This is a genomic window from Micromonospora sp. NPDC047467, from assembly GCF_040643095.1.
In the GTDB taxonomy this organism is placed as follows: Bacteria; Actinomycetota; Actinomycetes; order Mycobacteriales; family Micromonosporaceae; genus Micromonospora.
Genome location: NZ_JBEYTO010000005.1, coordinates 143,196 through 157,260, shown reverse-complemented (window position 1 = coordinate 157,260; position 14,065 = coordinate 143,196). Strand labels below are relative to the sequence as shown.

Genomic DNA, 14,065 nt, shown 5'->3' with positions numbered 1-14,065 from the left:
AAGCACGACCAAGCAATTGTTGCCACCCATCCAGAATGAGGAGTGTTGCCGCCATGGACTGGCGTCACCATAGTGTCTGCCGCGACGAGGACCCGGAGCTGTTCTTTCCGATCGGGACGTCCGGACCGGCTCTCCTGCAGGTCGAGCAGGCAAAGGCCGTCTGCAGGCGCTGCTCCGTGACCGACCAGTGCCTGCAGTGGGCACTCGAGTCGGGTCAGGACGCCGGCGTCTGGGGCGGGATGAGCGAAGAGGAGCGGCGCGCTGTCAAGCGGCGCGGCGGTCTCCGGGTGCTGCGCGCTCACTCCGCCTGATCTCCCACGACACAGCAGTACGCCCCGGCGGGTCCGCCCGCCGGGGCGTTCAGCTTTCCCGGCAGCGTCAGACCGCCGCCGTTTCCGCTGGCCCCGGCTCTCGTCAGGCCGCTGACAGCATGGCGCCCTGGTCCTCGACCCGCCGCAGCACCAACCCGGCCAACTCCGGTGCGTCGGTCAACGGGGCCGCCACCGCCACCGCGCCGGCAGTCCGGGACGCCTCGGCTACCGCGTCGTGGAACAGGCCCGGTGCCAGGAAGTACGCGGCCACCGCCACCCGCCGTGCGCCGGCCGCCCGCAACCGGGACACCGCCACGCCGGTCGCCGGTGGGGCCGCCGAGGCGTACGACACCCGGCAGGGCACTCCGAAATCCGCGCTGAGCGCGGCCGCCACCTGCCCCACCGAGCCACGTGCCCGCGCGTCCCGGGTGCCCGCCGCGGCCAGCACCAGCGCGTCGAAGCGGCCCGGATCCGCCTGACCGAGCCGACGGCGCAGCCCGGCCAGCAGCAGCGGGTCCACCGTCCCGTCCGCCGGGCCGAGCACGTCGGTCACACGTACCGCCAGCGTGGGCTCGACCCGCGTCGCGGCGGCGACGGCCGCGGGGATGTCCACCCGGCGGTGGTACGCGGCAGTCAGCAGAAGCGGCACCACCACCGCGCGTCGGTGACCGGCCATGGCCAGCGCACGCAGCACCTCGGTCGGCCCCGGCTCGGTGTGGTCCAGCCAACTCGACCACACCTGAAGGCCCGGCCGGGCCGTCGACACCGCCCGAGCCAGCGCCCGGGTGGCCTCGGCGGCTCGCGGATCACGGCTGCCGTGGGCGACCAGCACCACCGGAGCCACCCCGCCGGCCGAGACTGCGCCGGTCGGGGTAGCCGAAGGGGAGGTCAGACGTGCAGCCCGCACTCGGTCTTCTCGAACATGGCCCAGCGGCCGGCCCGCGCGTCCTCACCGGCCTTGGTACGACGGGTGCACGGCCAGCAGCCGATCGAGCCGTACCCCTGCTTGAACAGCTCGTTGACCGGCACGTTGAAGCGGGCGATGTAGGAGTCCACATCCCCCTGCGACCAGGCCGCGATCGGGTTGACCTTGACCTTGCCGCGTCGCGCGTCGAAGGTCACGACCGGCGTGTTGGCACGCGTCGGCGACTCGTCCCGGCGCAGGCCGGCGGCCCAGGCGTCGTACCCGGACAGCGCGCGCTCCAACGGCTCCACCTTGCGCAGCTGGCAGCAGTCGTCCGGTGACTTGTTGAACAGCCGGGGGCCGTACTGACCGTCCTGCTGCCCGACGGTGAGCCGCGGCCGGATCGACCGGACGTTCACCGGGAGCGTCCGGGCCACCTCGTCGCGCACCCGGAGTGTCTCGGGGAAGTGCAGGCCGGTGTCGAGGAAGACCACGTCCACGCCCGGGGCGACCCGGGACACCAGGTGGGCCAGCACGGCGTCGGCCATCGAGCTGGTGACGCAGAAACGGTCGCCAAAGGTCTGCGCCGCCCACCGGGCGATCTCCAGTGCCGGGGCGCCCTCCAGCTCCTGAGCTGCCTGCTCGGCGAGCGCCCGCAGCTCGTCGGGGCCGCGCCGGGTCGGGTCGGCCGGCTGCGGCCCGCCTGGGCCGACCAGGCCCAGGCCGGCGGCGGAGACGAGGCTCATCCGAGCTGGCTCTTCGTTCCCGCCTGCGGGGCTCGCAAGCTCACTGCTCGCGCTCACCGGTTCACCGACCGCGAGAGCAACCCGGTGAACTTCACCGAGAAGACCCGGGTGCAGGCGTGGCACTCCCAGGCGCCGTGCCCCGCCTCGTGCGGCCGCAGGTCCTCCTCGCCGCAGTACGGGCAGTACAGAGGTGCCGCTCGGTTCTCGCTGCTCACCGCAGTTCCTCCTCGTCGACTCTGATCACCCAGTTGGCGAACGTCTCGCCCGCGCTCCGACCGGCCAGGTAACGGCGGGCCAGCCTTTCCACGTACTCCGGAAGCTCGTCGGCGGTGGTCTTCAGGCCGCGCAGCTTGCGACCGAAACCGGCGGTCTGCCCCTGCGCCATGCCCAGCCCGCCGCCCAGGTGCACCTGGAAGCCCTCCACCTGCCGGCCGTCGGGGCCGACCACCAGCTGCCCCTTGAGCCCGATGTCGGCCACCTGGGTACGCGCGCAGGCGTTCGGGCAGCCGTTGATGTGGATCGAGATGTCCGCGTCGAAGTCACGCAGCCGCTGCTCCAGCCGGGCCACCAACTCCTCGCCGCGGGCCTTGGTCTCGACGATGGCCAACTTGCAGTACTCGATGCCGGTGCACGCCATGGTGCCGCGTCGCCAGGCCGACGGCCGGGCCTCCAGGCCGATCCCGCGCAGCGCGTCGACAAGCGACTCCGTCCGCTCCGACGGCACGTCGAGCACCAGCAGCTTCTGGTACGGGGTGAGCCGCACCCGGTCGCTGCCGTGCGCCTCGACCACGTCGGCCAGTTGGCTCAGCTGCGCGCCGGAGACCCGCCCGACCACCGGGGCGGCGCCCACGTAGTGCCGCCCGTCGGCCTGCTCGTGCACGCCCACGTGGTCGACCGGCTTCGCCGGCAGCTCCGGTGCCGGGCCGTCGAGCAGCGTCCGACCCAGGTACTCCTTCTCCAGGACCTCGCGGAAGCGCTCGACACCCCAGTCGGCCACCAGGAACTTCAACCGGGCCCGGTGCCGCAGCCGGCGGTAACCGTAGTCACGGAAGATCCCCACCACCCCGGCCCACACGTCCGGCACCTCGGCCAGCGGCACCCACACGCCGAGCCGCTGGGCGAGCATCGGGTTGGTGGAGAGGCCGCCGCCGACCCAGACGTCGAAGCCGGGACCGTGCTCGGGGTGGTCGACGCCGAGGAAGGCTATGTCGTTCGACTCGTACGGGGTGTCGACCAGCCAGGAGATAGACGTCTTGAACTTGCGGGGCAGGTTGGAAAACTGCTTGTCCCCGACGTACCGGGCGACGATCTCGTCGACCGCCGGGGTCGGGTCGAGCAGTTCGTCGCGGGCCACCCCGGCGACCGGGCTGCCCAGCACGATCCGTGGGCAGTCGCCGCACGCCTCGGTGGTCTGGAGGCCGACGGACTCCAGTCGACGCCAGATTTCCGGCATGTCCTCGACCCGGATCCAGTGGTACTGGATGTTCTGCCGGTCGGTGATGTCGGCGGTGTCCCGGGCGAACTCCCGGGAGATGTCCGCGATCACCCGCAGCTGCGCCAGGCTGAGCTGACCGCCGTCGATGCGGACCCGGAGCATGAAGAACTCGTCCTCCAACTCGTGCGGCTCCAGCACGGCGGTGCGCCCGCCGTCGATGCCGGCCTTGCGCTGGGTGTAGAGGCCCCACCAGCGGAACCGGCCGCGAAGGTCCTGCGGGTCGATGGAGGCGAAGCCGCGGTGCGCGTAGATGGTCTCGATGCGGGCCCGGACGTTGAGCGGGTCGTCGTCCTTCTTGATGCGCTCGTTGGGGTTGAGCGGCTCGCGGTGGCCGAGCGCCCACTGACCCTCACCCCGGGGCTTACGCGGCGCCCGGGCCGGGCGGGCCGTCGAGTCTCCGGAACGGGCCGGGATGCTGCTGACCGCCATCGCGGCGTCCTCCGTTGTCTGCTGTGCCTCGGGGCGAACGCGGGGCGCGGCGGCCGGCCCGCGAGAGCGGGCGGGACAACGGTGTCTGAGACAGCCGGCGCGGAGCGCGCCCGAGACGGATTAGTCGGGCGTCGTCAGTGGGCCGGACAGATCGCGCTGCGCACGCGGCCGTAATCGACGTGGCGACGAGCCACGAAGCGGCGGACGACAGCGGCGGTCATGGGGCCCATGCTGCCACACCGGATGGGGGCCAGCCAATGTACGCGTGCGGGATCCCACATCACGGGCCGGGTCGGCTCCCCTCCCCCGCGATCTTGCACATCCTGCCGCGATATAAGAGGCATTCCACTCATATCGGCGACCGAAACTGCAAGATCGACGCGGTTGGTGAGGGCACGGTCGGCGTGGCACTGTTGCGGGCTGAGCTCGCGGGCGGTTGCGGCGTGGCAGGCTCGGGGCTGTGGGCGGATTGTCCGACAAGTCGACCAGGGGCCTGCCGATCCGGCTGGCCGGCCCCGTCTGGCTGCTGCCGGCGGTGCTGACCCTCGCGGTCACCGCCACCGGGCTGGGATCGGCCCAGCTGTGGCGCGACGAGTTGGCGACCTGGAGCGCCGCCACCCGGTCCCCCGGCGACCTAGCCCGGTTGGCGGGCACGATAGACGCCGCCACCGGCCCGTACTACCTGCTGATGCACGGCTGGATCGCGGTCGCCGGTGACTCCACGGTCGCCCTGCGCCTGCCGGCGGCGCTGGCGATGACCGTCGCCGCCGGGCTGCTCGCCGTGCTCGGGGAGCAGCTGGTCAACCGACGTACCGGCCTCCTCGCCGGGCTGTTGTTCGCGGTGCTCCCCAGCACCTCCCGCTACGGGCAGGAAGCCCGCCCGTACGCCCTGGCCACCGCGCTCGCGGTGCTCGCGACCCTGCTGCTGGTGACCGCGCTGCGGCGGCCGGGGTGGGCCCGGTGGGCCGGGTACGCCGCCGCCGTGGCCGCGCTCGGGCTCACCCACCTGATCGCGCTCACCCTGCTCGCCGCGCACGCGCTGGTGGTGCTGCTCACCTGGTGGCGCGGGACCGCCGCGGCCGGCATCAGCCCGGTGCGCGAAACCACGTACGACACCCCGGCTGGCGGCGTCACGCGCCGGGACCGGCGGTTGTGGCGGTGGGTGGTGGCGCTGGTGCCGGCCGCGCTGGTGGTGACCCCCCTGCTGCTGCGCGCCCGGACGCAGCGCTCCCGACAGCTGAGCTGGGTGGCCCCGGCCCGGTTGGACGACCTGAGCGCGCTGCCCGGCGGAGTGGCCCAGAGCAGTGTGGTGGGCGGCCTGGTGGTCGGGATCGCCGCGCTCGGCGCGGCCCGGCTCGGGCGGCGCGCCCTGCTGCCGGTGAGCGCGGTGCTCCTGCCTGTCGTGCTGCTCTTCGCCGCCGGGTCGGTCGTACCGCTGTGGGTGCCTCGGTACCTGGTCTTCGTGGTCCCCTTCGCCTGCCTGCTGGCGGGCGCGGCGCTGGCCGGGGTGGCCGTCCCGGCCGCGCTGGTCGTGGTGGTCCTGGCCGGGCTGCTCGGCCTGCCCGATCAGGCCGCGCTGCGGCGCACCCACGAGTGGCCACGCAGCGCCCCGGTGGACTACGCGGGCGCCGCACGGGTGATCGCCCACGGCCAGCAGCCCGGCGACGCGGTGGTCTACTCACCCCGGGACAGCTGGCTGTTCCTCGATCTGGGCGTCGATTACCACCTCGACGACCCGCCACGGGACGTGCTCGTCACCGAGGACGAGGTTCGCCGAGGTGACCTCTGGGCCACCGAGTGCTCGCGGCCGGCGCAGTGCCTCGCCGGCACCTCACGGGTGTGGCTGGTCGTCGCCGGGCGGCACGCCGAGCCGCTGGCCGTCGTGCAGGGGCCCAAGGGCGACGCGTTGCGCGCGGACTTCACTGTCGCGCAGGTCTGGCAACGCCCCGGCCTGACCGTCGCCCTGCTGACCAGCCGCTGACCCGACCGCGCCGTCGAGGCGGCGGGCCGCGTCAGATCTGTGAGCGGCCATCGGGGGCGGTGCGGGCCAGTGGGACGACCAGCAACGCCTCGGTGCCACCGTTGGCGCCGGCCCGCAGCTCGATGGTGCCGCGCAACTCCCCGGTGACCAGGGCACGGACGATCTGGAGGCCGAGTCGGCTGCCGCGTTCGGCATCGAATTCCGGCGGCAGCCCGCGCCCGTTGTCGGTCACCGAGACGTGCAGCATCTTGCGGAACCGATGCGCCGAGACCACCACCTCCGGCCGTCCGGACCCCTCGGTGTCCGCGACGACGGTCGGCACCAACTCCGGGCCGGCGGCCGGCACACCGCCGCCGGACACGGGTGCGCCCTCCGGTTCGTCGGCGGGCGGGAAGCCGTGCTCGACGGCGTTGAGCAGCAGTTCGTTGAGGACCATCACCAGCGAGGTGGCGATCTCCGCCGGCAGCACACCGAAGCTGCCCTGACGGCGCATGCCGACGCTCACCTCGGTGGCCGCGACCTCGGTGGCCGCGCTGGCCACCCGGTCGACGATGCCGTCGAACTCGACCGCCTCGTCGCTGGACATGGAGAGCGTCTCGTGGACCAGCGCGATCGAGGCGACCCGGCGAACCGACTCCTCCAGGGCGACCCGCGCCTCCGGCATGGACACCCGGCGGGCCTGCAAGCGCAACAGCGCGGCGACAGTCTGGAGGTTGTTCTTCACCCGGTGGTGGATCTCCCGGATGGTGGCGTCCTTGGTGATCAGCGCCCGGTCCCGACGACGAACCTCGGTGATGTCGCGAACCAGCACCAGCGCGCCGATCGGCACCCCGGCCGGCATCAGCGGCAGCGCCCGGGTGAGCATCGTGGCGCCGCGCGCGTCGATCTCCCGCCGGGGCGGCGCCTCACCGCGCAGCGCGGCCAGGATCCCGTTCGAGGCTTCGGTGCCGTCCAGCGGGTCGCCGGCCAGCCGGCGATGCAGCACGGCCAGGTCCTCCCCCACCAGGTGGGACGCATAACCCAACCGCCGGTACGCGGACTGCGCGTTCGGGCTGGCGTAGGTGACCTTGCCGCCAGCGTCCAGCCGGACGAGGCCATCACCGACGCGGGGCGCGGAGGTGGTCTCTCCCGGGTGCCGGGGCGGCGGGAAGGTGCCGTCCGCGATCATCTGGGCCAGGTCGTCGGCCGTGGTCAGGTAGTTGAGTTCCAGTTGGCTGGGGGTGCGCGCGGTGGAGAGGTTGGTGTCCCGACCGACCACGGCGATCACCTCGCCGGCCTCGCCGTCGGCGGTGCGCAGCCGGACCGGGATCGCCTCGTGCCGGGCCGGCACGTCGCCGTACCAGACCGGGTCGCCCTCCCGCCAGATCCGACCCTGGGAGTACGCGACCCCCAGGTGTGCCACCTCAGGCCCGCCGATGATCCGCCCCACCTGGTCGTCCTGGTACGCGGTGGGAGCGGTCGTCGGGCGGACCTGGGCGACGCAGAGGAACGTGCCGTCGTCGTCGACCGGCACCCAGAGCAGCAGATCGGCGAAGGACAGATCGGAGAGCAACTGCCAGTCACCGGCGATCCGGTGCAGGTGGTCGATGTCGGCCGGTCGGAGATGGGTGTGCTCCTCGGCGAGGTCGCGCAGCGTGGACACGGTGACCAGGGTGCCACGCCGCGCCTCACATCGTTGCGGTGACCTTCTTCAACCCGCGCGGCGCGTCCGGATCCTCGCCGCGGCTCAGCGCCAACGCCAACGCCAGTCGCTGCAACGGCAGGATGTCCAGCAGCGGCGCGTACCGCTCGTCGACCTCGGGGACGGCGAGCCGGGTGGCGCCCGGCACATCGGCGGAGCCGACCACCACGACGTCGGCGCGACGCTCACCGAGGCGGGGCAGCACCTCGCCCATCGACCGGCCACCCGGGCCGGACCCGACCACGGCGAGCACCGGGACCTCCGGGTCGGTCATCGCGAGCGGGCCGTGCAGCAGGTCGGCGCCGGAGAAGGCGAGCGCCGGCAGGTACGACGTCTCCATCAGCTTGAGCGCGGCCTCCCGGGCGGTCGGGTACGCGTACCCGCGCCCGGTGGTGACCAGTTGGCGGGCGAAGCGGTAACGCGGCGCGAGCTGGGCCGGGGTGTCGTCGGCGAGGGTCCTGGCGGCCAGCTCGGGCAGCGCGGCGAGCGCCTCCCGCTCGGCCGCCGGGAGCACGCCGTCGCCGGCCCGGATGCCCTCCACCAGCATCAGCAGGGCGAGCAGCTCAGCGGTGTACGTCTTGGTGGCGGCCACCGCCCGCTCGTGCCCGGCGGCGATGTCGATGCTCAGCTCGGCCGCCTCGGCCAACGGGGACCCGGGGGCGTTGGTCACCGCGAGGGTGAGCGCACCGGAGGCACGCGCGGCGCGCAACACCTCGCCCAGGTCGGGTGAGCCGCCGCTCTGGCTGACGCCGACGACGAGCGCGTCGGACAGGTCGGGGCGGGCGCCGAACAGGGTGACCGCGCTCGGCGACGCGAGCCCGGCGGGCAGGCCGAGCCGGATCTCGGTCAGGTACGCCCCGTAGAGGGCCGCGTGGTCGGAGGTGCCCCGGGCGGTGAAGACCACGTGTCGCGGCCGGCGCTCGGCGACGGCCGCCGCAACCCGGGCGATCGACCCGGCGTTGGCGGTGGAGAGCAGGCGGGCGTAGCCGTCCGGCTGCTCGTCGATGTCGGCGGCCATCCCGGCCCCTGCACGTGTCACGAACACTCCCCTCATGCGCGGTTGCCGCGCGTTTCCTGCTCAGCCTTGCATGTTTGCTTCGATCACAGCAACCGATCGAGCAGTAATGCGCAGTTGATCACCCAACTACCCCAATATCAACTACGCTGGGCCGGCTATGCAGCTGCGACGAGAGGACGACGTGCCCGAGGGAAGGGAAGACCCCGCGCTCTCCGCGACGGAGGAGCTGGCCCTCGCCCGGCTGGCACTGGACGAGGGCGACCTGCGCCACGCCGCCGACCACCTCGCCAGCGCCCTGGCACGGGCACCCACGCTGCCGGAGGTGCACGAGACCTTGGCCCGCCTGGCCGCGGCTGACGGCGGCGGGCTCGACCTCTTCCCGATCACCCACCACACCTTCGTCGGCGCGGTCGTGGCCCGCGCCCACCTGCTGGCCGCCTCCGGCCGCCCCGCGGAAGGGTTGGAGCTGCTCGCCGCGGCGACCGGCCACGCACCCGGGACGCAGTGGGCCGGCGTGCCGTGGGTGACCGCGTCCGAACTGGTCGAGCGGCTTGAGCCGGAGCACATCGCCCGGGTCCTCATGCAGGTCTGCGCCGTGCTGCCCGACCCGGTGCCCCGGGCCGGACGGGCCGCGCTCACGCCGTACCTCACGCTGGCGCGCAACGCGGCCACCGTCCACCCCGAACACGGCCTGCTGCTGGGCGCGGCGTCCGCGCTGGCCCGGCGGCTCGGCGAGGTCCCGCTGGCGATCCGCTGGGCCAGCCGAGGGGTACGGACCCAACCCTCGAAGATGGGCGAGGTCTGGCTCGGGTACGCGTACCGCAGCGCGGGCCGGACCCGCGACGCCCTCGCGGCCCTCTACCGGGCCGTCGACCTGGACCCCGACGACCTGGCCATCTACGCCGACATCGCGGGCACCCTGGCCGAGACCGGGCGACTCGACGACGCGCTGGAGTGGACCGAGCGGGCGCTGGCCCGGGACCCGTCCTTTGACTGCGCGGTGCACACGGCGCACCGCCTGCGACACCTGCGCGACGGCGACCTGGCCCACCTGGTCGCGCTCGCCGACTTCATCCGTGACCACCCGGACGACAGTCACGAGCACGGCGATCTGGCCCAGTGCTGCCGGGGCCGGCCCTGGCTGGGGCAGTTGACGCCGGCCGGCGGTCCGCTGGTCGACGCGCTGCGCCAGGCGGTCGCCGACGACGACAACGGTCTCGGCAGCGCCGTACGCCTCGCGGCGGCGGCCCCACCGAGCGCCCTGCGGACGGCCACCTCGGTGGCGCCGGGGCTGCGGATCGAGGTGGCCGGCACGCCGGAGCCGGACCCGCGCGAGCCCCGGCGGGCGTCCGCCCAGCGACTGTGGCACTTCGCGGAGAACGTGCCGACGCCCGCCCTGCCGGCCCCGTCGGCGGCGGCGGTCGAGCGCATCGGGCAACTGGCCCATCCGGCGTGGCCGCACCCGCCGGCCGCCTACGACGCGGCGGTAGGCCTGGCCGGGCTCGACCTGGGTGACCTGCTCGGGCTGCTGGTGCACCCGCCGGCGGCACCGGCCAACGCACTCGGCCGGCTGCTGGCCGCCCAGGACCCGTCGATCTGGGTACGCGGTGTGCAGGTGTGGGCCTGCCTGGGGCTGCTGCACCACCGCACGGACGAGCCGTGGGAGGAGTCGACCCGACGCCGGGTGCTGCTCGACCTGGTCTGGGGCGTAGAGGACTGGGTCACCGAGGCCGCGATGTTCGCCCTGGTCACGGCCGCCTGGGTGGATCCCTCCGTACGGCCGGACGTGGCGCGGGCAGTGGCGGAGCGACTCGCCGACGCGGCCGCCGTGGCGCGGGCCCGACCGGTCCCGATCGCTGTCTCGCTGGCGTACCTGGCGCTGGCCGCCCCGGAGTTGGACGCCACAACCGCGTCGCTGGCCACCAGCCTGATCGGTGACCTGTCCCCCCAACTCCCGCGCCCCCGCAACCCCCTACGCCGCCTCTGGCGTCGTCTCATCGCCCCCCGCCGCCGCTAACCCCCCTGGTCCCCCCGCCCTCGCCCCCCGGCTCCCGGCTCCCCGCTCCCCGCTCCCCGCTCCCCGCTCCCCGCTCCCCGCTCCCGCGATCTTGCACTTGCGGTCGCCGGTTTGTCGGGTATGGAAATTTATGTCGGGGCAGAGAGTGCAAGATCGCGGGGAGGGCGGCCCGGCACCGGCGCGGAGGGGCGGAGCAAGGGCGCGCCGCGCCGGCCCGGAAGGGCGGCGCGGCGCGATGGGTCCGGGGTTGGGTTAGGCGACCGGGGCCTTGCCGAGGGCGATCTCGGCCTCTTCCTCGGGAGTGGCCTGCGGCGGCGCCTCGTTGGCTGTACGCAGCGGGATCTCCTTGATGAACCAGGCGAGCACCGGGATCACGATGGTGAACAGCACCGCCCAGAGGAACACGTGCGAGATCGCGCCGGCGAGACCGTCGAGCACCAGCTCGCGCGCCTGGGCGGGCAACTCCTTGAGCTTCGCCAGGTCCATGCTGCCGCCGCCCTCACCGCCGAAGGCCGCGCCCCCGGCGGAGTCGGCGAGCCGATTGGCGAAGATCGCTCCGAACAGCGAGATGCCGAACGAGCCGCCGATCGACCGGAAGAAGGTCGCCGCGCCGCTGGCCGCGCCGAGGTCCTTCTGCTCCACGCTGTTCTGCGCGATGAGCATGGAGGTCTGCATGAGGAAGCCCATGCCGGCACCCAGCACGATCATGTACAGCGAGGACTGCAGTTTGCTGGTGTTGGTGTCGAGCATGGCGAGCAGCCCCATGCCCGCGGTCATCACCACACCACCGATGATCGGGTACGCCCGGTACCTGCCGGTCTTCGTGATCGCCCGTCCGATGACCAGCGAGACGACCAGCATGCCGAACATCAGCGGCAGCAGCAGCAGGCCGCTGTTGGTCGCCGAGGCCCCCTGCACCGTCTGCTGGTAGAGCGGCAGGAAGTTCATCGCGCCGAACATCGCGAACCCCAGCAGGAAGCCGATCAGCGAGATCAGCGCGAAGTTGCGGTTGGCGAAGAGCGCCAACGGGAGGATCGGCTCCGACACCCGGCGCTCGACAAGGCCGAACGCCACCAGCGCCACCAGACCCAGCACGGCCAGGCCGAGGATCTGCGGTGAGGTCCAGTCGTACTGGTTGCCACCCCAGGTGGTGATCAGCACGATCGCGGTGATGCCGACCGAGAGCAGCCCGGCGCCGAGCCAGTCGATCCGGTGCTCGGTGCGGTACCTCGGCAGGTGCATCGTGGTGATCAGCAGGAGCAGCGCGACGCCGCCCAGCGGCAGGTTCACGTAGAACGCCCAGCGCCAGGAGAGGTGATCGGTGATGAAGCCACCGACCAGCGGGCCGGCGACCATGGCGATGGCCATGATGCCGGCGATCATGCCCTGGTAGCGCCCACGCTCGCGAGGCGGGACCAGGTCGCCGATGATCGCCATCACGCCGACCATGAGACCGCCGGCGCCGAGGCCCTGTACGGCCCGGAACGCGATGAGCTGCACCATGCCGTCCTGCGGGCCGCCCAGCATCGCGGAGCCGGCCATGCCGCAGAGGGCGGAGCCGAGCAGGAAGATGCCGACCGAGGTCAGGAAGACCGACTTGCGGCCGTACAGGTCACCGAGCTTGCCCCAGATCGGGGTGGAGACGGTGGTGCCCAGGACGTACGCGGTGACGACCCAGGTGAAGTGGTTGAGGCCGCCGAACTCGCCGACGATCCTCGGTAGCGCGGTGCTGACGATCATGTTGTCGAGCATCGCGAGCATCATTGCGATCATCAGCCCAAAGAGGACGACCCGTACGTTGGGTCGCGCGCTGGCCTGGGTCACCTGCGTCATGGGTAAGCTCCCCCGAAGTGCTTGCACTACTTACTTGCCGACCGGCTAGTCACCTTACTAGCCGGACGGTAAGTTGGGCACGAACTGCCGGTCAAGTGAATTGGGAGACGTGGTGAGGGAGAGCACAGGCGGCACCCGGGAGCGGATCAAGGCCGTCGCGCTGGAGCTCTTCACCGAGCAGGGGTACGAGAAGACGTCGCTGCGCGAGATCGCCGAGCGACTCGGGGTCACCAAGGCGGCGCTCTACTACCACTTCAAGAGCAAGGACGACATCGTCGCCAGCTTCGTCGAGGAGCGGCTGGAGCGGATGGACACGCTCATCGCCTGGGCCGACGACCAGCCTGCGAACCTCGACACCCGGCGCACGCTGATCTCCCGGTACGCCGACTCGATGTTCGGTGGCGAGCAGCCATCGGTGATGCGCTTCTTCGAGCAGAACCAGACCGTGCTCAAGAGCCTCGTCGCCGGCCAGCAGATGCGCAGCCGGATGATGCAACTGGCCTACGCGCTCTGCCGGGGCGACGACTCCCCCGCCGCCCAACTGCGTGCCACGTTGTCACTCTTCGCGGTGCACAGCAGTTGGTTCGCGGTACGAACGCCGGGCATCACCGACGACGAACGCCGCCGGATCGCGCTCCAGGTGGCCGACGAACTGCTCGCCAGCATCGGCGAGCAGGACGCGACCGCGACCCCGACGGACGGCCCCCAGCACTGACCCGGGCGACCAACCCGGGCCTCGATCCCCGCCCGCCAGGCGTTGCCGCCCGGCGGCCACGCGCGTCGGCGAACCGCGTCGGCGCCGGATCAGGCGTCAGCCGCGACGGCGGCGGGTCAGGCGTTGCGCAGGTCGAGGCGCAGGCCGAGCAGGTCGACTCCGGGAGCCGGCGACCAGTCCTTCTCGGGCACCCGGACGAAGCCCAGCCGCTCGTAGAGCCGGTGCGCCGCGACGGCGAGCCCGGCTCGCACGCAGATCACGACCGCCGTGCAGCCCAACTCGGCCGCGCGGTCGACGCACGCCCGAGCCAGCACCGCGCCGACGCCCCGACCCTGGGCGGCGGGGTCGACCGCGAGCATGCGGAATTCCGCCTCACCCGGCCCGGACAGTTCGGCGAAGCGGGTCCCCGGCAACACGAACGTCACCGAACCGAGCGCCGCACCGGTCACCTCGTCCACGGCGATCAGCACCTCACCGCTGTCCGCCCGGGTCGACACGTCGGCCAGCACCGCCGCGTACCCGTGTTCGCCCTTGAGCTGGCCGTCCGCCTCGTACGCGGCCACGGTCAGCCGGGCCACCGCCGAGAAGTCGGACGCGTCGGCGGGCCGGACCCGCAGGCCGCTCAACCGATCACCGCGATGAGGTCGCCGTCCTGCACGACGTCACCCTCGTTGACGGCGAGCTGCTGGACCACACCGTCGGACTCGGCGATGACCGGGATCTCCATCTTCATCGACTCGAGGATCACCAGGGTGTCGCCCTCGGACACCGTGTCGCCCGTCGACGCGACGACCTTCCAGACGTTCGCCACCATCTCGGCGCGGATCTCCTCGGCCATGTCCACGGCCCTCCCTTTTCGCGATATGCCTGCCGACGTATCCAATCACGCGAGGGTCGGGCGTGGGTGTCGAGCGGCGCGGCCGGCATGACGGGAC

The 14,065-nt window shown here is 72.7% G+C and carries 13 protein-coding genes; 4 read left to right on the top strand and 9 right to left on the bottom strand.

The genetic code is table 11. The annotated features are described in order from the left end of the window. The first annotated feature begins 53 nt into the window (after window positions 1-53). Window positions 54-311: a WhiB family transcriptional regulator gene (locus ABZ780_RS16180; RefSeq protein ID WP_088950012.1), complete on the top strand. Its 258-nt coding sequence runs from the start codon at window positions 54-56 to the stop codon at window positions 309-311. Window positions 312-414: 103 nt separating this feature from the next. Here the strand turns inward: ABZ780_RS16180 and ABZ780_RS16175 are convergent, their stop codons facing one another. Genes ABZ780_RS16175 through ABZ780_RS16160 form a run of 4 tightly spaced genes read right to left on the bottom strand, consistent with a single transcriptional unit; the run spans window position 415 to window position 3,885 of the window. Continuing rightward, window positions 415-1,146, bottom strand: a complete 732-nt coding sequence (locus ABZ780_RS16175; RefSeq protein ID WP_357486639.1) for a CbiX/SirB N-terminal domain-containing protein — start codon at window positions 1,144-1,146, stop codon at window positions 415-417. Between the two features lie 53 nt (window positions 1,147-1,199). Next, entirely contained in the window at window positions 1,200-1,961 is a 762-nt protein-coding gene (locus ABZ780_RS16170) for a phosphoadenylyl-sulfate reductase (protein ID WP_357007514.1), read from the bottom strand. Window positions 1,962-2,014: 53 nt separating this feature from the next. Beyond that, window positions 2,015-2,176, bottom strand: coding sequence for a hypothetical protein (locus tag ABZ780_RS16165; protein WP_357007511.1), 162 nt, complete (start codon window positions 2,174-2,176; stop codon window positions 2,015-2,017). After that, window positions 2,173-3,885 carry a nitrite/sulfite reductase gene (locus ABZ780_RS16160; protein WP_357486494.1) on the bottom strand — a complete coding sequence of 571 codons (1,713 nt, stop codon included), beginning with the start codon at window positions 3,883-3,885 and terminating at the stop codon, window positions 2,173-2,175. The genes ABZ780_RS16165 and ABZ780_RS16160 overlap by 4 nt, the downstream gene beginning before the upstream one ends. A gap of 460 nt (window positions 3,886-4,345) precedes the next feature. Here ABZ780_RS16160 and ABZ780_RS16155 point away from each other — a divergent pair, with 460 nt between their 5' ends. Then, window positions 4,346-5,866 carry a glycosyltransferase family 39 protein gene (locus ABZ780_RS16155; RefSeq protein WP_357486493.1) on the top strand — a complete coding sequence of 507 codons (1,521 nt, stop codon included), beginning with the start codon at window positions 4,346-4,348 and terminating at the stop codon, window positions 5,864-5,866. 31 nt (window positions 5,867-5,897) lie between these two features. On the opposite strand, the gene ABZ780_RS16150 is transcribed toward ABZ780_RS16155, so the two are convergent. Both ABZ780_RS16150 and ABZ780_RS16145 read right to left on the bottom strand, forming a co-directional pair. Then, entirely contained in the window at window positions 5,898-7,508 is a 1,611-nt protein-coding gene (locus ABZ780_RS16150) for a histidine kinase N-terminal domain-containing protein (RefSeq protein ID WP_357486491.1), read from the bottom strand. Window positions 7,509-7,533: 25 nt separating this feature from the next. After that, the gene (locus ABZ780_RS16145) at window positions 7,534-8,565 is read right to left on the bottom strand and encodes an SIS domain-containing protein (RefSeq protein WP_357486638.1); all 1,032 of its coding nucleotides are present in this window, start codon (window positions 8,563-8,565) and stop codon (window positions 7,534-7,536) included. Between the two features lie 157 nt (window positions 8,566-8,722). Between ABZ780_RS16145 and ABZ780_RS16140 the strand changes: the two genes are divergently transcribed. Next, a complete protein-coding gene (locus tag ABZ780_RS16140) occupies window positions 8,723-10,582 on the top strand; it encodes a tetratricopeptide repeat protein (RefSeq protein WP_357486489.1) in 1,860 nt (619 codons plus the stop codon). A gap of 252 nt (window positions 10,583-10,834) precedes the next feature. On the opposite strand, the gene ABZ780_RS16135 is transcribed toward ABZ780_RS16140, so the two are convergent. Beyond that, window positions 10,835-12,415, bottom strand: coding sequence for an MDR family MFS transporter (locus ABZ780_RS16135; RefSeq protein WP_357486487.1), 1,581 nt, complete (start codon window positions 12,413-12,415; stop codon window positions 10,835-10,837). Between the two features lie 112 nt (window positions 12,416-12,527). Between ABZ780_RS16135 and ABZ780_RS16130 the strand changes: the two genes are divergently transcribed. Further along, window positions 12,528-13,130, top strand: coding sequence for a helix-turn-helix domain-containing protein (locus tag ABZ780_RS16130; RefSeq protein ID WP_357007493.1), 603 nt, complete (start codon window positions 12,528-12,530; stop codon window positions 13,128-13,130). A 116-nt stretch (window positions 13,131-13,246) separates the two neighbouring features. Here the strand turns inward: ABZ780_RS16130 and ABZ780_RS16125 are convergent, their stop codons facing one another. Both ABZ780_RS16125 and ABZ780_RS16120 read right to left on the bottom strand, forming a co-directional pair. Next, window positions 13,247-13,756: a GNAT family N-acetyltransferase gene (locus ABZ780_RS16125; protein WP_357486485.1), complete on the bottom strand. Its 510-nt coding sequence runs from the start codon at window positions 13,754-13,756 to the stop codon at window positions 13,247-13,249. After that, the gene (locus ABZ780_RS16120) at window positions 13,753-13,974 is read right to left on the bottom strand and encodes a biotin/lipoyl-binding carrier protein (RefSeq protein ID WP_203178709.1); all 222 of its coding nucleotides are present in this window, start codon (window positions 13,972-13,974) and stop codon (window positions 13,753-13,755) included. Before ABZ780_RS16120 ends, ABZ780_RS16125 begins: the two co-directional genes overlap by 4 nt. Window positions 13,975-14,065: the final 91 nt, after the last annotated feature.

Coding starts and splice junctions, on each gene's coding strand:
- ABZ780_RS16140 (WP_357486489.1), top strand. CDS start 8,723: ATGCAGCTGCGACGAGAGGACGACGTGCCCGAGGGAAGGGAAGACCCC.
- ABZ780_RS16160 (WP_357486494.1), bottom strand. CDS start 3,885: ATGGCGGTCAGCAGCATCCCGGCCCGTTCCGGAGACTCGACGGCCCGC.
- ABZ780_RS16145 (WP_357486638.1), bottom strand. CDS start 8,565: ATGGCCGCCGACATCGACGAGCAGCCGGACGGCTACGCCCGCCTGCTC.
- ABZ780_RS16135 (WP_357486487.1), bottom strand. CDS start 12,415: ATGACGCAGGTGACCCAGGCCAGCGCGCGACCCAACGTACGGGTCGTC.
- ABZ780_RS16170 (WP_357007514.1), bottom strand. CDS start 1,961: ATGAGCCTCGTCTCCGCCGCCGGCCTGGGCCTGGTCGGCCCAGGCGGG.
- ABZ780_RS16180 (WP_088950012.1), top strand. CDS start 54: ATGGACTGGCGTCACCATAGTGTCTGCCGCGACGAGGACCCGGAGCTG.